This window comes from Paraburkholderia nemoris, from assembly GCF_905221015.1.
Classification (GTDB): Bacteria; Pseudomonadota; Gammaproteobacteria; order Burkholderiales; family Burkholderiaceae; genus Paraburkholderia; species Paraburkholderia nemoris.
On sequence record NZ_CAJNBO010000008.1, the window covers coordinates 269,069 to 287,986 of the forward strand.

Genomic DNA, 18,918 nt, shown 5'->3' on the forward strand with positions numbered 1-18,918 from the left:
GAGAAGCTTCAATGGCATCCAGCAAAATTCTGCTCATCACCGGCGTCAGCAGCGGCTTCGGCCGTGCGCTCGCACAGGAGGCGTTGGCGGCGGGACACCAAGTCGTCGGTACGGTGCGAAGTGCACAGGCAAAACTTGATTTCGAGTCTTTGTCCGCGACGGCTGCTTTTGGACGTGTACTTGACGTGACCGACTTCGATGCCATAAACGGCATCGTGGGGGAAATCGAGGCGAGCGTCGGCCACGTGGACGTTCTCGTCAACAACGCCGGCTACGGGCACGAAGGCGTCATGGAAGAATCGCCTTTGTCAGAGATGCGCAGACAGTTCGACGTGAATGTGTTTGGCGCTGTTGCCATGATGAAAGCCGTGCTGCCCTTCATGCGTGAACGCCGACGTGGTCACATTCTGAATATCACGTCGATGGGCGGCCATATCACCATGCCAGGAATCACCTACTACTGCGGCAGCAAATTCGCGCTGGAAGGCATTTCCGAGGCGCTTGGCAAAGAGGTCAAACCATTCGGCATCGCCGTAACAGCCGTCGCGCCAGGCTCGTTCCGCACTGACTGGGCAGGTCGCTCGATGACGCGAACGCCCCGTTCGATCGCGGACTACGATCCGATCTTCGAGCCCATCCGCAAAGCGCGTGAGGAGAAGAGCGGCAAGCAATTGGGGGATCCCCCAAAGGCGGCACGCGCGATGCTCGCCGCAATCGCCGCGGACCACCCTCCCACGCATCTTTTGCTCGGCAGCGATGCACTCGGGCTCGTGAGGGACAAGCTGTCCGCGTTGGGAAACGAGATCCGTGACTGGGAGTCTGTCACGGTCTCGACTGACGGCTGAGGACCGCAGGCGCCGGGAGGACACGAGCGCCTGCATCTGCACGCTGGGGCGCCGCGCTCAGTGCTCGAGCAGATCCTGCGGCTCGATGCCTGCCTCGCTGCAGTAGCGCTGATAGTCGGCAAGGCGATCGGCGGTTGTGATGCGGAGTTTGACCTCGCCATTGTGGCCAAGATACTCGACGGTGCCCATCACCACCACCATCACGACCAGTGGTTTATCACCGACCGCCTCCCACCAGTCGACGTTGCCGGTAGACTCATGCACGTAGTCGCCGGGTTCGACAATTTCTCCAGTACAAAGGCGACGCTGCCCTTCAAGGTTGAAGGCGTGCACTTCGCCGGTATGACGGTGCAGGCCAAGCTTGGTACCTGGCGCGAGACGCATCAGCTCTACCCAGCCGCGGCCATCTTTCAGGAAGCGCAGCGGCCGTGACCACTTACCCGGACCTTCGGGAATCCACAACCCGTCTGCGGACAAGGGGCTGGCACGGGTGACCGTATGTCGTTCATTGATCATGCGATGGCTCCGAATAGATTGTGATGTCGTTGTTCGCTTCGTTGTTCGGTTAGCTACGCACCGCGGTGCGTAGAAAAGTCTATCACCCGTGTCAGGCACGTATCTCCGCGAGTTTCCGTAGTCCGGAGATTGAGCAAGAACGGCTAGGCGCGATGTTTCGAGCATGAGCGACCATAACGTCAGTCGCACAATCCAGATATCCAGACCATGCAAGCTCATGTTGACGCCACTCATGCTTACACGAAGCGCTTCCATGCCGTACTCGCGTACATCGAAACGAACCTCGATGGCGACCTGTCAGTGGAAGCGCTAAGTCGCATTGCGAACTTCTCGAAGTTCCATTTTCATCGGCAGTTTGCCGCCTATGTGGGGGTACCGGTCGCACGCTACGTGCAACTGATGCGCCTGCGTCGGGCTGCCCACCGCCTGGCCTCACGTGAGTTCTGCTCGGTGCTCGACGCCGCGTTCGACGCGGGCTTCGACAGTCCCGAAGCCTTCAGTCGCGCATTCAAGCGCGCGTTCGGCACGGCGCCGAGTTCGTTTCGGCAGCATCCGAACTGGCAGATCTGGAGTGCGACTTTCGTCGTCCCCTATCTTTCAAGGAAACTCACCATGCAAGTACAAATTGTCGAATTTTCAGAAACCCGCGTCGCCGCGCTTGAACACTGCGGACCGTCTGGGCTCGTCAACGAGAGCGTGCGCAAGTTCGTCGACTGGCGTAAGCAAAGTGGGCAATCTCCGGTTGCGTCGAGCAGAAGTTTTGGTATCCCGCGCAATAATCCGGACACGACACCGGCGGATGCATTTCGCTTCGATATCTGCGGAGAAATCGACGAGCCGGTCGCGTCGAACGTCTACGGCATCCGCGAACTCGTCATTCCGGGTGGTCGATGCGCCGTGGTTCGGCATACGGGATCGACCGACCACGTCGGCGAGACAATCTATCCGATCTATCGCGACTGGCTTCCGGCAAGCGGAGAGGAACTTCGGGACCATCCCTTGTTCTTTCACTACCTGAGCATCTTTCCGGAAACGCCGCAGGACCAGTGGCAAACCGATATCTACATTCCCCTCGTGTGACGGGCCGGTCTGCGGCAGCGACCTTGCGGTCGCTGGACCGTTGCTCCGAACCTGAGCGACAATGCGACATCCACTGTTACTGCCTGACTATGGAGTTCGATTGATGGATCGTCCGACCAAAGCAGTAATCGGCGCAGCATTGACGGTCTGCGCGATATGCATTGTCATTGGTTTCTACTACTTCAGGTGGCAGGGCGTCGACACGTCGATTGTCAACGACCCTGGCTACCTTTCCGCAGGTGGTGTGCGCTGACGTTTCCGAGAAAATCTTCATGCTAACGCTAGCCGGTCCCAAGATTCGCCGAGTATTCGACTCAGTCTGGCGCATGGCGCTTCGCGTCGGATTCCCGCTCGCTCGCGCCTGGTGGCGCCTTCGGCGGCCTCGCCATGAGGGCGCGCTAGTCGCAATCTACGTCGGGCAGGCGCTGTTGCTCGTGAAGTCATCGTACCGGGCCGAGTGGAATTTTCCGGGCGGTAGTGTCCAGTCCGGTGAGACGCCTGATGCAGCGGCGCAGCGCGAGATGGAGGAGGAAATTGGTCTGCCGTCGTACACATTACTCCCCGCGGGCAGCGTCTATGGCACTTGGGACGGGCGAAGAGACCGGGTGCATTTCTTCGAACTGCACCTCGATTGCTTACCCGAGATGCGGCTTGATAATCGTGAGGTTATCGCCACGCATCTGGCATCGCCGGAGGAATTGCACAGCATCGCGCTGACAGGGGCGGTCGCCGCGTATCTCCGCAAAGATCTCAGCAGTTAGTTGGCACGTTGCCTTTCAGGACATCTCAGCTCGAAAACTCTGTGCACACCGAGCTTGACTCGTACACGCTGGCACTCATGTCCTTGCCAAGCTCGACACCGCATACCGCTCGCGCTCTATGCGCCAATGCGAGGCGACGCAAGCGCCGCCCTACTTCTGCTCGCCAGCTGCTTCGAGGATCAGATTTGCCACTTCAGTCGGATGCGACAGCAGCGACACGTGGCTCGACTTAAGCTCGATCGTATGCGCGTGCATCCGGTTCGCCATGAAGCGCTCCAGATCGGTGTTGATGGTCCGATCTTCAGTCGACACCGCATACCAGGTCGGCTTGTCGTGCCACGCGGCGACGGTCGTCTTCGCCATCGTGATCGCCTTGCCAATGGGCTGCTGAACCGCGTAGTACGTTTCTGCTTCAGCCGTCGGCAGATCGCCGGCGAAGTCTTTCACAAAGGCCTGCTCGGAGAGCTTGCCGTAGCCATCGGCCGACCACTGAAGCCCCGCCGATGCGGGCGCGGCCGGGAATTTCTTCGTCAGTGCCGGATAGTCCTCGCCGGCATCCGGCGCACGCGCGGCAATGTACACGAGGCCGGCCACCTTCGGATCATCGCCGGCCTGGCTGATCACCATCCCACCGTACGAGTGCGCCACTAGCAGCGTCGGGCCATCCTGTTGCGCAAGTGCGCGCTTGACCGCGTCCACGTCCGCGTCGAGCGAGGTGGTCGGATTCTGCACCGCCGTCACGTGCAGGCCCTTTGCCTGCAGCAGCGGAATCACTTTCTGCCAGCTCGAACCATCTGCGAACAGCCCGTGAACCAGCACGACGTTCCTGATCGGTGCGGACGGGGCGGCGGCGCTGTCCTGCGCGAATGACGTCGTTGCGCTCAGCAGCGTGGCGCAGGCGAAACCGGCGAGGACAAACGAATTCAACTTCATGAGACTTCTCCGAGATGTGTGAAGGATGAGATTCGCGGATCTCGCTCAGCCACACTGGCGAGTCGATAGACGAACCATACCCAGCCAATCATCCGGCCGATGCTTCCGACTGGAAGCGGGCGCTGGATGCTGGTGTACGAAGGTGCAAACACAGCCTCGGAGCAAACATTCCATTCGCTGCAAAGTTTTTTATGAGCCAACGTCTGCAAGCAGTCATTGCATCTGGACAAGCACGAACGGCTGATGCGGCGGCCGTCCAATCGCGGTGTAGTATCCCGGCATGCCTACGTCATTGCGCGGCCTCGACGGCGCGCAGAGTTAATGTATCGATGACGAGGATGGCAAGCTGGCCGAAAAGCCCGAAAACTGGTCCGACAGTACCTATGGCGGCGTCGGCCGTAACAGAGACATTGATCGGAAATACATCATGTCAACCGAGTGGAAGCTCCGCATCAAGCTGTTCATCCAGCGTTTCTGGCAGCCGACCAGCGCATGCATGACCTGCATGCCGGGAAGCTGGGGCAATATCATGAGCCTTTCCCACTGGGTGATTGCATTCCATACAGGTCTGCTCACCGGACTCCTTGCCGTAATTTTGACCTTCACGCCTGCGGCGAAACTCTACTCGCATCGATACGGCAATGCGTTGATCGTCGGACTCCTGACCATGTTAGGCGACGCCTACGCGCACGCGAGTCACTACCGCATCCCCTATGTCGAGCACATCGTGACGGGTGTTATTTCAGGCCTCCTGGCGCTGGCTGCGTCATATCTCTTTGAAGACCGCGCGCGACGCGTTCGGGCGGCATGGTCCCGGGTTTTCGGATGACTTGTCCGCTGACTTTCTGAACCCTCCTGGTCGCGCCGAAGGATGCTCCCCGGTTTGGTTGCGCATTATTGCAGGGGAGATTCGTGCGAAGGCGGCGGGAAACTGGACTCCGGGTGGGTCGCAAGAAAAACCGGCAGATCGGTAGCGGGCGGCCTGGCGGGAACATCGAAGAACATTTCGCAAACCCACCCGCGATGATACGAAGCGTGATTCACGAGATGCATGAACATCGCGCCGCGCGACATCGCCGAGCGCTCGCCGGAGATGAACGCGAACGACAACACTTCAGCCAGCGACGCGTCAGTCTGTTCATCCGCCCAGCGTTCGAACCACGCGTTCATCTCCTGTTGCGCGCGACGCAGGTCGCGCAGATCGGCATGCACGATCACGTTGCGTGTCGTGAAGCCGTGCTCCTTGCGTTCGAGGTGCGCCTTCCAGATCAGATCGACCACGTAAATGTGATTCAGCGTGCCGATCATCGACTTGAACAGGGTCTGCCGCGTTTTGCCAGCTTCACCGGGCGGCAATGCTTCGATGCAATCGAATAGCACGTTGTCGGCCCAGGTTTTATAGCGGGAAAGAATGCGGGTGGTTTGCGTATTGAGCATGACTCGTTTCCTTGACTATTCGCTCGCGTCGTTCAGCACGTCCAGCGCAGCGCGACACGCGCCGGCCAGTTGTTCGCGCATCAGGTCCTGCACGTTCGGCGAGCGATTCACAATGGCATCGCGAATTTTTACCGCTTGACTGAACGACGCCTGCATACGGCCGCCACGCGCCATCGCAATGCGCCGCAGGCGGCGCACAGGTCCGATCAATCCTGCGTGACTGTCCTGCAGCGTGCGGTTGTCGGCGATCGTCATCACGATTGCGTAGAAGCGGTCTAACGCTTCGACGTAACCCACCGGATCGCCGGCATCGACGCTCACCTGCATCGCTTCGATCACGTCGTCGAGTTGCGCGATGCCGAGCGTCGTAATGCGCTCCAATGCAGTGGCCGGCCGAGTGCAACGTGACTGGGTAGCAGGCTAAGTCGCACATGCACCCATATCACAGTCATAACGATAACGCAGACCTCTATTGCGGACACGCCCCGCTGGTGCGTGTGAAAGCCGACCAGATGAAATGCCATTGCGACGAGGAACACGACGACGCCAGTCGCCGCGATCGCGCAAATCACGAAGCCATAGGTCAGTCCGCAATAACACCAGTAAGGACACATTCCGTCAGCGTGACTGTTTGCATCCCCGTCTCCCGTGCGCCGTCTAACGGCACTCATATTATGTGATGTGAGAAAAATTGTTCTGCTATTCGATCGGCAACCGAAAATCGCGCCGCTATCGCCTGTAGTTGGCTAACACGGCGCGTATCGCCGGGTCATTCAAGTTTTCGCGTGTCACCGTCACCACGTCGACAAATATCTTGGGACGAGGCGGCTGGCCCTGCAAGGCAGCGACCAGCGTCTCGACCGACCGATAACCCATACGGTAAGAATCTTGCACAACGTCCGCGTGTATCACGCCGTGCTCAAGCGCATGCAGAAATTCCGGGCGCCAATCGAACACAACCAGACGAGGACGAGTACTCACGGGCATCTCTTCGACGACGTGCAAGGCCCCATAGGCTATCGTCTCGTTCGGAGCGAAGACCGCGTCGAGGCGCCCTACGTCACCGGACAGTGACTTGCGCACCTGTGCTTCCGTCTCGCGAAACTGATACCCGACGTAAGGGGCGATGACCACACGCCACCCCATTTCACGCGCGACAGCCAAAAACCCCTCTTCTCGCGCGGTTGTCGAACTGATATTCGGCGCGAGTCTTAGCACTGCAATTCTGGCGCCCTTGTGCAGAACGGGTACCAGACTCAGGGCCGCCGTTCTACCTGCTGCGAAATTGTCAGTGCTGACTGTGGAAATCGCGTTGTAGTCCGTGCTGCTCCGGTCGACGAATACCGTAGGAACGGCGATCGGAATCGGCGTCGCTACGTCTTGCAGTGGTTCGGGCGCCAACACGATACCCGCTACGCCGCTCTTCACCAGGTAGTCGATCATTCTCAACTGGATATTGGGTTCTGCGCCGAGTGACATTCCGTCGGAAGGGCTGCGCATTAGCAGTTCGACATGAAGATCGTCAGCGGCACGATGCATACCCCTGCTCATCGGCCCCCAGAAATCCAGGCCCGAGCCGGCGAGCACCACACCGATCTGGGTGGCAGACGCCGCCTGCACTACCCCCGCCAATACAGTAACCACTATAAGAAATGAAAGCGTTCTGCGCATTGAGTATTGCCGTCGTACCGAATATGGGTTCTGCTGTGTACGCAACGCGGCTCAAAAGGGCCGCAACTGATTTAGCCCGTGTCATCGCGGAATAACCCGGATGACTTGTCCCAAGCATTGGGAAATTAATTGCACCCGAAGGACGTGTCAATGCATTTCGGATATCAATTCTTCCACCTCCAGCTTGCCTCGGCGACCTGAAAGGCCCGCGGTCATTCCCTTAGCGGATTAGGGGTAACCCCAAAAACCGAAATACATCCTTGCGAACAATGCGCTTAATTATCAGCGACCGCTTTCCTAAACTTTGTTTTACCTGCTATGGCCCTAGGCGGCGATCTGTGGTTTGCGTCATGTTATTACCGTGAAAGGTCGCGTGAGTTTATTTGATCGCCACGAGCCAGGCGTGCAACGACGCTACGGAAAAATATGAATGAGTCGTTTGCGTCGACATTCCAGTCAAAACAAGGAGGAACCGGTCATGAAGAAGACAACCAGTACGTTAATCGCGGCCGTCGCCGCACTCACGCTGTCGGGTGGCGCTTATGCACAGGCCAACAACACGCTGGCAACCCCGAGTGTAGTGTCGCCGGCCGCCGTGTCGCCAGCCAATGCAACGAGCGGCTACGGCACGCCTGGCGCCACCAATTCGGACAGCGGCATGAGCACCGCGTCGCCGAACTCAGGCATGCCGAATGGCACGAGCAATAGCTCGACGTCTCTCACCAACCTTCCCGGGAGTCACAACACGCTGGCGACTCCGAGCGTAACGTCGCCCGCCGGCCAATAGTTCGAGTCCCTCGTTCGCCACCCATCATAAGAAAGACCGCTGTCCGTAAGGGCAGCGGTCTTTTGTTATTCTCCCCGCCCTCTCCCTGCCCTCATCCTGGCAGCGGTCGGGAATGGCCCTGGGTAGCCTCGATGCGTCAGATAAGAGCGTTGCTAGCGGCGGCTGCGCGACCGCGCAGCCAGTTAATACTCGCAAAGAGCAGCACGGCGAATACGATCAGCATCGTCGCCACGGCGAGGATCGACGGGTCGATCGAGTCGCGAATTCCGCTCCACATCTGCCGCGGCACAGTTGTTTGATCCGGGCCGCCGATAAACAGAATGACGATGACTTCATCGAACGAGGTCGCGAAAGCGAAGACGCTGCCGGTCGCAACCGCCGGCGTAATGAGCGGTAAGGTCACGCGCCTGAATGTGACCCACGGCGTCGCGCCGAGCCCGGAAGCGGCGCGCAACAGACTCTGATCGAAGGAAAGCAGTGACGCCGTCACGGTGATCACGACGAATGGCGTGCCGAGCGCCGCATGCGCCAGCACCACGCCAGGATACGAGTTCACGAGGCCGAGCGGTGCGAAGATCAGATAGAAGCCCGCGGCGACGACGACAATCGGCACGATCATCGGCGAGATGATGATCGGCATGATCAGCGAGCGCAGCGGAAACTGCGCGCGCGAAATGCCCAGCGCGGCGAGCGTGCCCAGACATGTGGCGATCAGCGTCGACGCCGCGCCGATGCCGATGCTGTTCAGGAGCGATCGTTGCCAAGCCGCGCTCGTGAGCGCCTGCTCATACCAGCGCAGCGAAAAGCCCTGCAACGGGTAAGAGAAATACGAGCCCGAATTGAAAGAGAGCGGGATGATCGCGAGAATCGGCGCAATCAGGAAGAACAGTACAAGCGCTGTATGCAGCCGCACCCAGCGCGCGGCGACACGTTCCGTCAGCACCGTGTTGCGTTTATCTGGCATATCGTTCCCTCGTCGTATTCGCGTGTGTCAACCGGGTCTCAACCGAAGCGCAAACGGTCGATGCCGACAATGCGGTTGAACAGGAAATAGAAGATCGCCGTGAAGATCACGAGATAGGCTGAGAGCGCACCGGCGAGGCCCCACTTGAGTTGCGTGTTGGTCTGGATCGCGATGAGCTGACTGATCATTTCGTCGCCTGCTCCGCCGAGCAGCGCGGGCGTAATGTAGTAGCCGAGTGCGAGCACGAACACGAGAAAGCACCCCGCCCCCACGCCCGGCAGCGTCTGCGGCACGTAGATCCGCACGAACGCGGTGAACGGGTGCGCGCCAAGCGATTGCGCGGCCCGCACGTACACGGGCGATACGCTCTTCATCACCGAGTAGATCGCGAGAATCATGTAAGGCAGAAGCACATGTGTCATGCCGATTAGCACGCCCGCACGGTTGAAGATGAGCGGCAGTGGATGGGTGGTGAGACCGAGCCCCATCAGCAGGCTATTGATAACGCCACCCGGTTGCAGCAAAACGTACCACGCGGTTGTGCGCACGAGCACCGAGGTCCAGAACGGTACGATCACAAAGAGCATCAGGCGGTTGCTGCTTTTCGCGGGCAGATTCGCGAGCAGCCATGCGACCGGATAGCCGAACACGAGGCACAGCAGCGTGACGGTGGCGCTGATTGAAATCGTGCGCACGAACGCTTGCCGATAGATGGAAGCGTTGTCTGGCACGAACGCGACTGAGCCTTGCGGCGTCACTTGCGCATCGACGGCCGCGAGCAGAAAGTCCGGCGTCGGCGACGTGGCGGCGCGCTTCAGCAAGCGCCAGATTTCCGGCGAATTCCAGCGTTCGTCGAGTTCGACGAGCGCCGGTTTCCACGCGGGCGGTGCATCAGCTGGCAACTGGCGCGCGGTGTGCATCAACAGGCTACGGAACTCGGCCTGATCGAAGTTAAGCCGCCGCGCGACCGTGCCGAGCTGTCCGCTTTGCTGCGCCTCCTTTAGCCCCGCAGCGAGCAGCGCGAACATGCGTTCGTCCGGCACGCCGTGCCCGTCCCATGCATCGAGCGCGCGCGTGAGCGCGGGCATGCTATCGGGCACTTCGTGGTTCTGCACGCTGCGCGCGAGCAGGAGCGCGATCGGCGCGATGAACGTCGAAAGCAGAAACACGATCAGCGGCAGCGCAAGCAAAAGCGCCTGCACCGACGCACGACGGCGCGCCTTTTGAAACGACGCACGGCCGTCGGCTCTCGTCGGAGAGCCCGGGGCCGTGGCTCGGGCCGAAGCGGGCATGTGGGTAGTCACGTTGGGCTCTCGTCGGATGATCGTGTTACTGCGTCAGCCACACCTGGAAGCGCTTATTGATCTGGTCCGCGTTGTCGGCCCAGAAGTTCGCGTTGATCTGCAAGGCGCGCTTGAAGTTTTCGGGGGCAGTCGGCAGATCGGCGAGGCGTTGCTTGTCGACCAGCGCGATTGCATCCTTGCGCGGCGGCGCATAGGCGATGTACTTCGACAGATCCGCATACGCCTTCGGCTGCGAAGCGGAGACGATGAATTTCGCGGCGGCGTCGGCGTGCTTCGCGCCCGTCGGAACGGCCCACCAGTCGAAGTCGTAAACCTGCGCGTCCCAGACGGTTTTGAACGGCTTGTTGTCTTTCTTCGCGGCGTCGGAGATGCGGCCGTTATAGGCCTGCGTCATCACAACCGCGCCGTCTGCGAGCAACTGCGGCGCCTGGGCACCCGACTCCCACCACACGATGTTCTGCTTGATCGTGTCGAGCTTCTTGAACGCGCGATCCACGCCGGCGGGCGTAGCGAGCACCTTGTAGACATCTTTCGGATCAACGCCGTCCGCAATCAACGCCCATTCCATGGTTACCTTCGGCGACTTGCGCAGGCCGCGCTTACCGGGGAATTTCTGCAGATCGAAAAAGTCGTTGACGGTGGTCGGCGCGGTCTTCAGCTTGCTCGTGTCATATGCGTAGACCGTGGACCAGACCATGCTCGCAACCGCGCAATCGCTGATCGTGCCAGGGATGAAGTCACTCGTCTTGCCGAGCGTCTTCTTGTCGAACTTCTGCAGCAGGCCTTCGTCGCAGGCGGTGATCGCATCGTTCGTTTCGAGGTCGATCAGGTCCCACGTGGTGTTCTTCGCCTGCTCCATCGCGGAGAGCTTCGCGAGGCCACCGTCATACGATTCGGTCGAGAAGCCAATGCCGGTGGCTTGCGTGAACGGTTCGAAATAGGCTTTCTTGGCCGCCGCTTCGTACGCGCCGCCGAAGGTCACGACGGAGAGCGTCTCCGCTGCCTGGACGGTTACGGTGGCGAACGCGAGTACGGCGAGTGCGGCGCTTTGTGCTTTGATGAGAGTGCGCATGTCAGTTGGCTCCTGCTGGTGCGGTCGTGATGATGGAAGGTGAGAGCGGTGTGGATGCGGGGATCACGGGCGCGCTGCGTGGCACGCTCATCGCGAGAATCTTGCAGTCGTCGTGGCGCCATGCGATCTCGATCGCGCTGCCGGGCGAAGGCAGCGCATGGCGCTGCGTATTGGGCACTTTCACGACGAAGGAATCGCGCGAACCGAGCGCGAGGTGCACGCGATGATGATCGCCGCAATACACCAGTTCCTCGACTCGTGCGCGCACCACGTTGCTGTGTTCGTCGACTGGCGCGCCTTCGGCGCTCGGGATATGCGCGCGTTCGGGGCGCAGCGCGAGCATCGCTTCGTCGCCCGCGCGCAGACCGGGTTCGCAGCGGCCACGAATCACGCTGCCGTCCGAGAGCGCGAGCGTGGCCCACTCCTCGTTCGTGGTGACGACGCGCCCGGTCAGCCCGTTATTTTCGCCGACGAAGTTGGCGACGAAGGCGTTCTGCGCGTTCTCGTAGAGTTCGCTGGGCGTGGCGGCTTGCTGAATACGGCCATCGGAGAACACGGCGACGCGGTCCGACATGGTCAACGCTTCGGCCTGATCGTGCGTCACGTAGACGATCGTGAGCGACAGCTCGCGATGCAGGCGCATGATTTCGTATTGCATGGTTTCGCGCAGGCGTTTGTCGAGCGCGCCGAGCGGCTCGTCCATCAGCACGACGCTCGGCTCGAACACGAGCGCGCGCGCGAGCGCCACGCGCTGCTGCTGTCCGCCGGAGAGCTGCGCGGGACGCCGGTTCGCCAGATGCGGCAGTTCGATCATCTCGAGCGCGCGCTTCACGCGCGTCTTCTGCTCGGCACGGCTTACACGCCGCACGGAGAGCGGAAACGCGACATTCTCTGCAATCGTCAGATGCGGAAAGAGCGCGTAGTTCTGAAACACCATGCCGATGTCGCGCTGATGCGGAGGCTTGTCGTCGAGCCTCCGCCCATCGAGGCGTATCTCGCCACGCGTGGGCGATTCGAATCCCGCAAGCATCATGAGCGTCGTCGTCTTGCCGGAACCGGACGGCCCCAGCAGCGACAGGAATTCTCCCTTGCTCACGTCGAGGTTCAAGTCATCGACGACGTATTGCGCACCGTCATACGACTTGCTTACGCCCGAGAACGAAATGAAGGAAGGGTTTGACATCGTGATCGCGTCCTGTCGATGGTGCTTCTTGATCAATGCGTTTTCTCGAGCTGCATCGCGGCGATTTTGCTAGCGACATAGCGTGCGAAATCATAGTTGGGCCGTTCGAGATGGCTTAAGTGACCGGGCTTCGCGAGCGGTGCATGCACGCCGCGAAAGACAGCTTCCACGCCACGCTTGTCTTCCGCATTCACGTCGTCGAGCAGTTTCTTCAACGTCGTCATGTGGGCGTTCGCCTCGCTATCCGCGACGAACTCCGGCGCAAGGCCGCCGCCGAAGCGGATATGCACACGATCCACGCCATGAGGCTGCAGCACGAGATACCAGAAGTAACCCGGCGTGAGCGTGACGAGATGCGTCGGGTAGATCGCGAGCAGCGCTGTGGTCTTGCGCCAATGTCCCGTGAGGCGTGTATTGTCCGGATGCGCGTTGCCGATGGGCAAGGACGCTTCCTTCGTAATCCAGTGATAGTTGAAAGCTGGATAACCCGGCGGGCATTCCATTTCATCGAGCCGCGAATGCGGCCCTACCGTCGCGCGATGCAGCATGGGCAGGTGGTAGCTTTCCATGAAGTTTTCCGCGAGGATCTTCCAGTTCGTGTCCCACACGTGCTCTTCATAGAAAGTTTCGATGTAGTCCGACATGCCGTATGCACCGATGAGCTCGCTCAGTTTGGCGAGCTGCGCGTGAACGGGCGGCGCGTTTTCGTCGAGTGTCACGTAGATCCAGCCTTGCCATTCTTCGCAGCGCACGGCGGGCAGCTTGTAGCTTTCCTTGCAGAAACCCTCTTGCCGATCCATGAGCGGCGCGCCTTGCAGGGCGCCATCCAGCGAATAGTTCCAGGCGTGATAGGGGCAGACGATGCGGCGCACGTTGCCACGTCCTTCGAGCAGCACCGACATGCGATGCAGGCACACGTTCGACATCGCCTTGAGCTGCATCTGCTCGTCGCGCAATACGACGATCGGTTGCGCGCCAAGTCGCGCCGTCATGTAATCGCCGGGCACTTTGAGTGCACTGGCGCGGCCGACGCATTGCCATTCGCGCTCGAAGATGGCGCGCTCTTCCAGTGTGAGGAATTCGGGCGACGTATAGACACCGGGCGGCATCGCATGCGCGTCGCCGAATGCCCGTTCGCAACCCGTCTGCAGTTCGTCGACCAGCGCTTGCACTGCGATCGTCCTTGCCGGGTTGGCCATGGTGTCCCCCTTGATTCTTCACGGTGGAAGCGCGGCAACGCAAGGCTTTGCGGCGTAGCGCTCAACATGGACACCAATCTATCAAGCCAAATTGCAAGCCAAAATATTGTTTTTAGATACAAAGCAAAGCTTTTGCCTATGCAGCGCGCGCCGGCTTAAAGCAGACAATCGCGCCTTCCTGATCATGCGTCGATATGCAGGCGCCGTATATAGGTCTCGCAGAACGACGTGAAGCGATGCACGACCTGGCGCGGCTTCATTGTGCGCGATTGCGCGATGCCGAGCATCGTTGCGTTGACGTTGTCTTTGAAACGCTTAATGACGAACTCTTCGCCATCCACGGTGCGAGTCGATTTGAGCGGAAAGTTCAGGAGGCTATAGCCGAGGCCGTTGGCCACCATGCCGCGCACGACTTCCGGCTGCGACGAGCGGAACGCGGGCACTGGGCGGCTGCCCACCGCATCGAAGAGTGCTGCGAAATACTCGCGGCTGTGCGGCAGGTCGAGCATCACATAAGGCTCGGGCAAGAGATCCGCGAGCGATACCTTGCGTGCGCGTGCCAAACGATGCGTCCTCGGCAGGATTGCGTAAGGCGGCAGCGAGAGCAGCGGCGTGAAGGCGATTTCCTCTGTCAAATCGAGGCTATAGGTGAGCGCAATGTCGAGCGAGCCGTCGTGCAGGCCACGCAAGAGGCCATCCTGATGCGCCTCGACAGTGCGAAACGAGATACCCGCATGCTCGTCCGTGAATCGGCTGATCAGCCGCGGCATGAGCGGCGGCGCAAGCGAGACGAGGCAACCGAGCGTGATGACGCCCGTCATGCCGCCGTCCATTTCCTTCGCGGTCGTCTGCAATTCCTCTGCAATCTTCAGCAGATTGCGCGCTTGCCCGAGCAAATCGCGACCGGCTTGCGTGAGCGAGAGACCGCTCGCGTGATGCCGTATGAAGAGTTGCACACCGAACGACACTTCGAGGTCCGCGAGCGCCGTCGAGATCGACGGCTGCGAAATGTGCAGACGCTTCGCGGCGGCAGTGAAAGACAGCGCTTCCGCGGTGACCACGAAATAGCGCAACTGGCGCAACGAGTAGCGCAACGGTTGACTCTCCATCTGCAACGCTCCGTGTTCAAAGTCCCCAATGGGCGGCATTGTGAAGCGATCAAAAAGGCTTGCATAGGTAAATCCGATGCTATGCATTTTTTAAATATATTTTTCAGATTCTGAATGGGCGCGTAGATTTTCACGAAAGACGAACGGACCAGGTGGCGACGCGCTGTCGGAAAACACTACCGGGTCCGCCACGATCGCGAGCCCTCGAAGGCTGCTACGCCGTGACACCGCGATCGAATCGAAACATTCCGCGTTTTCAGAAGGACACAGCTATGACAGTGGAAACAACGTCAATCGACACGCTCGTCGTCGGCGCCGGCCAGGCCGGCGTCGCCATGAGCGAACATTTGAGTAAGCTTGGCGTGCCGCATCTCGTGCTCGAACGCGCTCGTATCGCCGAGCGCTGGCGCACGGGGCGCTGGGATTCGCTGGTTGCCAATGGTCCCGCGTGGCACGATCGCTTCCCCAATCTCGAGTTCGCCGACTTTGACCCCAACGCCTTCGCGTCGAAGGAACAGGTCGCGGACTATTTCGTCGCTTATGCGGAGAAGTTTGAAGCGCCGATCCGCACCGGTGTGGAAGTGAAAAAGGTTGTGCGCAATGCGGGGCGCCAGGGCTTCACCATCGAAACATCGGAGGGCACGATCGAGGCCAATCGCGTGGTGGTCGCGACGGGGCCCTTCCAGCGCCCTGTCATTCCGCCAATCGCACCGCAAGATTCGAGTCTCACGCAGATTCATTCCGCCGACTATCGCAATCCCGGCCAATTGCCCGAAGGGGGCGTATTGGTGGTGGGGGCCGGGTCGTCAGGCGTGCAAATCGCGGACGAGTTGCAACGTGCGGGCAAGCGCGTCTATCTCTCGGTCGGCGCGCACGATCGTCCGCCGCGCGCCTATCGCGGTCGCGACTTCTGCTGGTGGCTCGGCGTGCTCGGAGAATGGGATGCAGAGGTCATGAAGCCCGGCCGGGAGCATGTCACCATTGCGGTGAGCGGTTCGCGTGGCGGCCACACGGTGGACTTCCGCCGTCTCGCGAATCAGGGCATCACGCTCGTGGGTCTCACGAAATCGTTCGATGACGGCGTGGTGACATTCGAAGCCGATCTCGCGGAGAACATCGCGCGCGGCGACGAAAACTATCTGTCGCTGCTGGACGCGGCCGACGCGTACGCCGAGCGTAACGGTCTCGATCTTCCCGAAGAGCCTGAAGCCCGCGTCATTCCCGCGGATCCGGAATGCGTGACGCACCCGTTGCACGATCTCGATCTGGCGAAAGCCGGCGTGACATCGATTGTCTGGGCGACCGGATACGCAGTCGATTTCAGCTGGTTGAACGTCAACGCCTTCGATGAAAAGGGTAAGCCGAAACATCAGCGCGGCGTATCGAAGGAGCGTGGCATCTATTTCATCGGCCTGCCCTGGCTATCGCGCCGAGGGTCCGCATTCATCTGGGGCGTGTGGCACGACGCGAAGCACATTGCCGATCACATCGTCACGCAGCGTAAATACCTGGCTTACTACGATGACTCGCAAGGCCAGACACCGAGCCGCGGCGAGGAAAGGGTTGAAAGCGTTGACAACACCTCCGCCGGTTCACCCATCCACAAAGTCAGCGAGATGGGAGTGAATTGATGCATACGCCTCTTTAATCCGCGATCCATTTCTTCCTACATTAAGGTGCATTGATGAGCCAACCTACGCATACCCGTATCCGCATGTTCAACACGAAGGATACGTATCCGAACCAGACGCTCGACAACGATCTTTGTCAGGCCGTGCGCGCCGGCAACACGGTCTATGTGCGTGGTCAGGTGGGCACGGACTTCGAAGGCCGCCTGATCGGCATCGGCGACCCGCGTGCCCAGGCCGAGCAGGCGATGAAGAACGTCAAGCAGTTGCTCGAAGAAGCCGGCAGCGACCTGTCTCACATCGTCAAAACCACAACGTTCCTGACTGACATCCGCTACCGCGAGCCGGTCTATCAGGAAGTCGGCAAGTGGTTAAAGGGCGTGTTTCCTATTTCGACCGGCCTGGTGGTGGTCGCGCTGGGTCAGCCGCAGTGGTTGATGGAAATCGACGTTATCGCGGTCATTCCGGATGGATGGACGCCGCCGACGGCCTAAGGAGCGGGACATGACATTCTCAATCGTCGGACGTTGTCCAGAATCCGGGCAGCTTGGCATCGCGATCAGTTCGTCCAGCATCGCGGTGGGCGCTCGATGTCCATGGTTGCGCGCAGGCGTGGGCGCCGTGGCGACGCAGAACGTCACGCTGCCCGCGCTCGGCCCGCAGATTCTCGATCTTCTGGAGAACGGGCAACTCGATCCCGCCGCCACGTTGGACCGTGTGCTCGGCGCGAGCGAGTGGAGCGAATACCGCCAGGTGACGGTGATCGATGGCCAGGGGCGAACGGCGTTCTTCAGCGGCAAGGAAGCGCTCGGCACGTATCACGCTGTCGCCGGCAAGCAGTGCGTAGCCGCAGGCAACATGCTCGCCGGCATCGAAGTAGTCGAGGCGATGCTTCCGGCGTTCGAGCAGGCATCCGGCACGCTGGCCGATCGCCTGCTCGCGGCCATGCATGCCGCGATGGCTGCCGGCGGCGAAGCGGGGCCCGTGCATTCGGCGGCGCTCAAGATCGTGGGCGACGTGAGTTGGCCGATCGTCGATTTGCGAGTCGATTGGATCGATGACGACCCCATCGGCCATCTCGACGGTCTATGGCAGGCGTATCGGCCGCAGATGCAGGACTACTTGACCCGGGCCTTGAATCCGACCGCCGCGCCCAGCTACGGAGTGCCCGGCAATGAATGACAGATCCAGCCGGGCGCTGCTCGAACGGCTGATCGGCTTCGCCACGGTCAGCCGAGACTCCAATCTGGACATGATCGAATTCATTCGGGCTTACCTGGAAGAACTCGGTGTCGAAAGCGAGCTGTTCTACAACGCCGAGCGCACCAAGGCGAATTTGTTCGCGACCATCGGTCCGCGTGAGCACGGCGGCATCGTGCTGTCCGGCCACACCGACGTGGTGCCTGTCGATGGCCAGGCGTGGACCGTCGATCCATTCCGTCTCACCGAACGCAACGGGCGGCTGTATGGCCGCGGCACGGCCGACATGAAGGGTTTCATCGCTTCGGTGCTGGCGGCGGTGCCCGGGTTTCTCGAGCGCGAGCTGAAGCAGCCGGTGCACCTCGCTTTTTCGTACGACGAAGAAGTCGGCTGCCTCGGCGTGCGGCCGATGCTGGCGGAACTGGAGCGGCGTGCGCACAAGCCGGCCCTGTGCCTGATCGGCGAGCCGACCGAGCTTAAGCCGGTGCTGGGCCACAAGGGCAAATTGGCGATGCGCTGTCAGGTGAAAGGCGCGCCTTGCCATTCCGCCTATGCGCCGTATGGCGTCAACGCCATTCAATACGCGGCGCGGATGATCGGCCGTCTGGAAGAGATTGGCGAACAGTTGGCGCAGCCCGAGCATCACGACGAGCGATTCGATCCGCCCTTCTCGACCGTGCAGACGGGTGTGATCAAAGGCGGCCGTGCGCTCAACATCGTGCCGGCCGAATGCGAATTCGACTTTGAAGTGCGCGCGTTGCCTGGCTTCGACGCAAACCAGGTAGCGGATGAGTTGCTGACCTACGCTGAGGCTGAACTGCTGCCGAAGATGCGCGCAGTGCAGTCAGATACCGACATCCGCCTTCAGCCGCTCTCCGCTTATCCGGGATTGGCCACCTCGCCTGACAGCGAAGCGGCGCGTCTTTTGGCGTTGCTCAGCGGTTCCACTAAGTTCGGTACGGTCGCATTCGGCACCGAAGGCGGGTTGTTCGATCAGGCGGGCATTCCGACGGTGGTCTGCGGACCCGGCAGCATGGACCAGGGGCATAAGCCAGACGAATTCGTCACGGTCGAGCAATTGCACCAGTGCGATGCGATGCTGGCTCGGTTGGGAGATTACATTTCGGCCGCGTCGCAAGACGTATGCGTCAAATAGCGAGGCCACTGTCTCGCGCCAAAGTTAGATGATCTGCAAGACCACGTAACTCAAATACTTTCGAATGCCAGGC

General features: G+C 60.5%; 21 protein-coding genes. 10 read left to right on the forward strand and 11 right to left on the reverse strand.

The features are described from left to right. Positions 1-11 precede the first annotated feature (11 nt). Complete coding sequence (locus KHO33_RS15090) at positions 12-845, forward strand: oxidoreductase (RefSeq protein WP_200564943.1); 834 nt, start codon at positions 12-14, stop codon at positions 843-845. Between the two features lie 57 nt (positions 846-902). Here KHO33_RS15090 and KHO33_RS15095 read toward each other — a convergent pair whose 3' ends face one another. Then, the gene (locus tag KHO33_RS15095) at positions 903-1,361 is read right to left on the reverse strand and encodes a cupin domain-containing protein (protein WP_200564944.1); all 459 of its coding nucleotides are present in this window, start codon (positions 1,359-1,361) and stop codon (positions 903-905) included. Positions 1,362-1,568: 207 nt separating this feature from the next. Between KHO33_RS15095 and KHO33_RS15100 the strand changes: the two genes are divergently transcribed. The 3 genes from KHO33_RS15100 to KHO33_RS15110 all read left to right on the forward strand — a co-directional run bounded on the left by KHO33_RS15100 (position 1,569) and on the right by KHO33_RS15110 (position 3,202). Continuing rightward, entirely contained in the window at positions 1,569-2,441 is an 873-nt protein-coding gene (locus KHO33_RS15100) for an AraC family transcriptional regulator (protein ID WP_200564945.1), read from the forward strand. 103 nt (positions 2,442-2,544) lie between these two features. After that, a complete protein-coding gene (locus KHO33_RS15105) occupies positions 2,545-2,694 on the forward strand; it encodes a hypothetical protein (protein WP_172737835.1) in 150 nt (49 codons plus the stop codon). A gap of 73 nt (positions 2,695-2,767) precedes the next feature. Then, positions 2,768-3,202, forward strand: a complete 435-nt coding sequence (locus KHO33_RS15110; RefSeq protein WP_234480543.1) for an NUDIX domain-containing protein — start codon at positions 2,768-2,770, stop codon at positions 3,200-3,202. A 150-nt stretch (positions 3,203-3,352) separates the two neighbouring features. Here the strand turns inward: KHO33_RS15110 and KHO33_RS15115 are convergent, their stop codons facing one another. Beyond that, positions 3,353-4,135, reverse strand: coding sequence for an alpha/beta hydrolase (locus KHO33_RS15115; protein WP_054041367.1), 783 nt, complete (start codon positions 4,133-4,135; stop codon positions 3,353-3,355). A gap of 427 nt (positions 4,136-4,562) precedes the next feature. Between KHO33_RS15115 and KHO33_RS15120 the strand changes: the two genes are divergently transcribed. Further along, positions 4,563-4,964 (forward strand): hypothetical protein, encoded by a 402-nt coding sequence (locus tag KHO33_RS15120; protein WP_054041371.1) that lies wholly within the window; start codon positions 4,563-4,565, stop codon positions 4,962-4,964. A gap of 65 nt (positions 4,965-5,029) precedes the next feature. On the opposite strand, the gene KHO33_RS15125 is transcribed toward KHO33_RS15120, so the two are convergent. The 3 genes from KHO33_RS15125 to KHO33_RS15135 all read right to left on the reverse strand — a co-directional run bounded on the left by KHO33_RS15125 (position 5,030) and on the right by KHO33_RS15135 (position 7,243). After that, positions 5,030-5,572 carry a DinB family protein gene (locus tag KHO33_RS15125; RefSeq protein WP_200564946.1) on the reverse strand — a complete coding sequence of 181 codons (543 nt, stop codon included), beginning with the start codon at positions 5,570-5,572 and terminating at the stop codon, positions 5,030-5,032. Positions 5,573-5,587: 15 nt separating this feature from the next. Beyond that, positions 5,588-5,953 carry an FCD domain-containing protein gene (locus KHO33_RS15130; RefSeq protein ID WP_234480544.1) on the reverse strand — a complete coding sequence of 122 codons (366 nt, stop codon included), beginning with the start codon at positions 5,951-5,953 and terminating at the stop codon, positions 5,588-5,590. A gap of 348 nt (positions 5,954-6,301) precedes the next feature. Next, the gene (locus tag KHO33_RS15135) at positions 6,302-7,243 is read right to left on the reverse strand and encodes a substrate-binding domain-containing protein (protein ID WP_200564947.1); all 942 of its coding nucleotides are present in this window, start codon (positions 7,241-7,243) and stop codon (positions 6,302-6,304) included. 478 nt (positions 7,244-7,721) lie between these two features. Between KHO33_RS15135 and KHO33_RS15140 the strand changes: the two genes are divergently transcribed. Next, positions 7,722-8,030, forward strand: a complete 309-nt coding sequence (locus KHO33_RS15140) for a hypothetical protein (protein ID WP_200564948.1) — start codon at positions 7,722-7,724, stop codon at positions 8,028-8,030. A gap of 136 nt (positions 8,031-8,166) precedes the next feature. On the opposite strand, the gene KHO33_RS15145 is transcribed toward KHO33_RS15140, so the two are convergent. The 6 genes from KHO33_RS15145 to KHO33_RS15170 all read right to left on the reverse strand — a co-directional run bounded on the left by KHO33_RS15145 (position 8,167) and on the right by KHO33_RS15170 (position 14,861). Next, positions 8,167-8,994, reverse strand: coding sequence for an ABC transporter permease (locus KHO33_RS15145; RefSeq protein ID WP_093646123.1), 828 nt, complete (start codon positions 8,992-8,994; stop codon positions 8,167-8,169). A gap of 38 nt (positions 8,995-9,032) precedes the next feature. Beyond that, the gene (locus KHO33_RS15150; RefSeq protein WP_200564990.1) at positions 9,033-10,286 is read right to left on the reverse strand and encodes an ABC transporter permease; all 1,254 of its coding nucleotides are present in this window, start codon (positions 10,284-10,286) and stop codon (positions 9,033-9,035) included. A 37-nt stretch (positions 10,287-10,323) separates the two neighbouring features. After that, positions 10,324-11,370, reverse strand: a complete 1,047-nt coding sequence (locus KHO33_RS15155; RefSeq protein ID WP_093646128.1) for an ABC transporter substrate-binding protein — start codon at positions 11,368-11,370, stop codon at positions 10,324-10,326. Between the two features lies 1 nt (position 11,371). After that, positions 11,372-12,553 (reverse strand): ABC transporter ATP-binding protein, encoded by a 1,182-nt coding sequence (locus KHO33_RS15160; protein ID WP_200564949.1) that lies wholly within the window; start codon positions 12,551-12,553, stop codon positions 11,372-11,374. Between the two features lie 32 nt (positions 12,554-12,585). Next, the gene (locus KHO33_RS15165) at positions 12,586-13,752 is read right to left on the reverse strand and encodes an SRPBCC family protein (RefSeq protein ID WP_054041381.1); all 1,167 of its coding nucleotides are present in this window, start codon (positions 13,750-13,752) and stop codon (positions 12,586-12,588) included. Between the two features lie 182 nt (positions 13,753-13,934). After that, positions 13,935-14,861: a LysR family transcriptional regulator gene (locus KHO33_RS15170; RefSeq protein ID WP_200564950.1), complete on the reverse strand. Its 927-nt coding sequence runs from the start codon at positions 14,859-14,861 to the stop codon at positions 13,935-13,937. 272 nt (positions 14,862-15,133) lie between these two features. Between KHO33_RS15170 and KHO33_RS15175 the strand changes: the two genes are divergently transcribed. The 4 genes from KHO33_RS15175 to argE are packed head-to-tail and all read left to right on the forward strand — an operon-like array spanning position 15,134 to position 18,845. Beyond that, a complete protein-coding gene (locus tag KHO33_RS15175; RefSeq protein ID WP_200564951.1) occupies positions 15,134-16,492 on the forward strand; it encodes a flavin-containing monooxygenase in 1,359 nt (452 codons plus the stop codon). Between the two features lie 53 nt (positions 16,493-16,545). After that, on the forward strand, positions 16,546-16,983 hold the full coding sequence (locus KHO33_RS15180) for a RidA family protein (RefSeq protein WP_054041383.1): 438 nt from the start codon (positions 16,546-16,548) through the stop codon (positions 16,981-16,983). A 10-nt stretch (positions 16,984-16,993) separates the two neighbouring features. Further along, positions 16,994-17,671: a DUF1028 domain-containing protein gene (locus tag KHO33_RS15185; protein ID WP_054041385.1), complete on the forward strand. Its 678-nt coding sequence runs from the start codon at positions 16,994-16,996 to the stop codon at positions 17,669-17,671. After that, positions 17,664-18,845, forward strand: a complete 1,182-nt coding sequence (argE, locus tag KHO33_RS15190; RefSeq protein ID WP_200564952.1) for an acetylornithine deacetylase — start codon at positions 17,664-17,666, stop codon at positions 18,843-18,845. Before KHO33_RS15185 ends, argE begins: the two co-directional genes overlap by 8 nt. The last annotated feature ends 73 nt before the right edge of the window (positions 18,846-18,918 follow it).

What these genes read in the sequence shown, in the direction of transcription:
- KHO33_RS15090 (WP_200564943.1), top strand. Translation starts at nt 12, where the DNA reads ATGGCATCCAGCAAAATTCTGCTCATCACCGGCGTCAGCAGCGGCTTC.
- KHO33_RS15095 (WP_200564944.1), bottom strand. Translation starts at nt 1,361, where the DNA reads ATGATCAATGAACGACATACGGTCACCCGTGCCAGCCCCTTGTCCGCA.
- KHO33_RS15100 (WP_200564945.1), top strand. Translation starts at nt 1,569, where the DNA reads ATGCAAGCTCATGTTGACGCCACTCATGCTTACACGAAGCGCTTCCAT.
- KHO33_RS15105 (WP_172737835.1), top strand. Translation starts at nt 2,545, where the DNA reads ATGGATCGTCCGACCAAAGCAGTAATCGGCGCAGCATTGACGGTCTGC.
- KHO33_RS15110 (WP_234480543.1), top strand. Translation starts at nt 2,768, where the DNA reads ATGGCGCTTCGCGTCGGATTCCCGCTCGCTCGCGCCTGGTGGCGCCTT.
- KHO33_RS15115 (WP_054041367.1), bottom strand. Translation starts at nt 4,135, where the DNA reads ATGAAGTTGAATTCGTTTGTCCTCGCCGGTTTCGCCTGCGCCACGCTG.
- KHO33_RS15120 (WP_054041371.1), top strand. Translation starts at nt 4,563, where the DNA reads ATGTCAACCGAGTGGAAGCTCCGCATCAAGCTGTTCATCCAGCGTTTC.
- KHO33_RS15125 (WP_200564946.1), bottom strand. Translation starts at nt 5,572, where the DNA reads ATGCTCAATACGCAAACCACCCGCATTCTTTCCCGCTATAAAACCTGG.
- KHO33_RS15135 (WP_200564947.1), bottom strand. Translation starts at nt 7,243, where the DNA reads ATGCGCAGAACGCTTTCATTTCTTATAGTGGTTACTGTATTGGCGGGG.
- KHO33_RS15140 (WP_200564948.1), top strand. Translation starts at nt 7,722, where the DNA reads ATGAAGAAGACAACCAGTACGTTAATCGCGGCCGTCGCCGCACTCACG.
- KHO33_RS15145 (WP_093646123.1), bottom strand. Translation starts at nt 8,994, where the DNA reads ATGCCAGATAAACGCAACACGGTGCTGACGGAACGTGTCGCCGCGCGC.
- KHO33_RS15150 (WP_200564990.1), bottom strand. Translation starts at nt 10,286, where the DNA reads ATGCCCGCTTCGGCCCGAGCCACGGCCCCGGGCTCTCCGACGAGAGCC.
- KHO33_RS15155 (WP_093646128.1), bottom strand. Translation starts at nt 11,370, where the DNA reads ATGCGCACTCTCATCAAAGCACAAAGCGCCGCACTCGCCGTACTCGCG.
- KHO33_RS15160 (WP_200564949.1), bottom strand. Translation starts at nt 12,553, where the DNA reads ATGTCAAACCCTTCCTTCATTTCGTTCTCGGGCGTAAGCAAGTCGTAT.
- KHO33_RS15165 (WP_054041381.1), bottom strand. Translation starts at nt 13,752, where the DNA reads ATGGCCAACCCGGCAAGGACGATCGCAGTGCAAGCGCTGGTCGACGAA.
- KHO33_RS15170 (WP_200564950.1), bottom strand. Translation starts at nt 14,861, where the DNA reads ATGGAGAGTCAACCGTTGCGCTACTCGTTGCGCCAGTTGCGCTATTTC.
- KHO33_RS15175 (WP_200564951.1), top strand. Translation starts at nt 15,134, where the DNA reads ATGACAGTGGAAACAACGTCAATCGACACGCTCGTCGTCGGCGCCGGC.
- KHO33_RS15180 (WP_054041383.1), top strand. Translation starts at nt 16,546, where the DNA reads ATGAGCCAACCTACGCATACCCGTATCCGCATGTTCAACACGAAGGAT.
- KHO33_RS15185 (WP_054041385.1), top strand. Translation starts at nt 16,994, where the DNA reads ATGACATTCTCAATCGTCGGACGTTGTCCAGAATCCGGGCAGCTTGGC.
- argE (WP_200564952.1), top strand. Translation starts at nt 17,664, where the DNA reads ATGAATGACAGATCCAGCCGGGCGCTGCTCGAACGGCTGATCGGCTTC.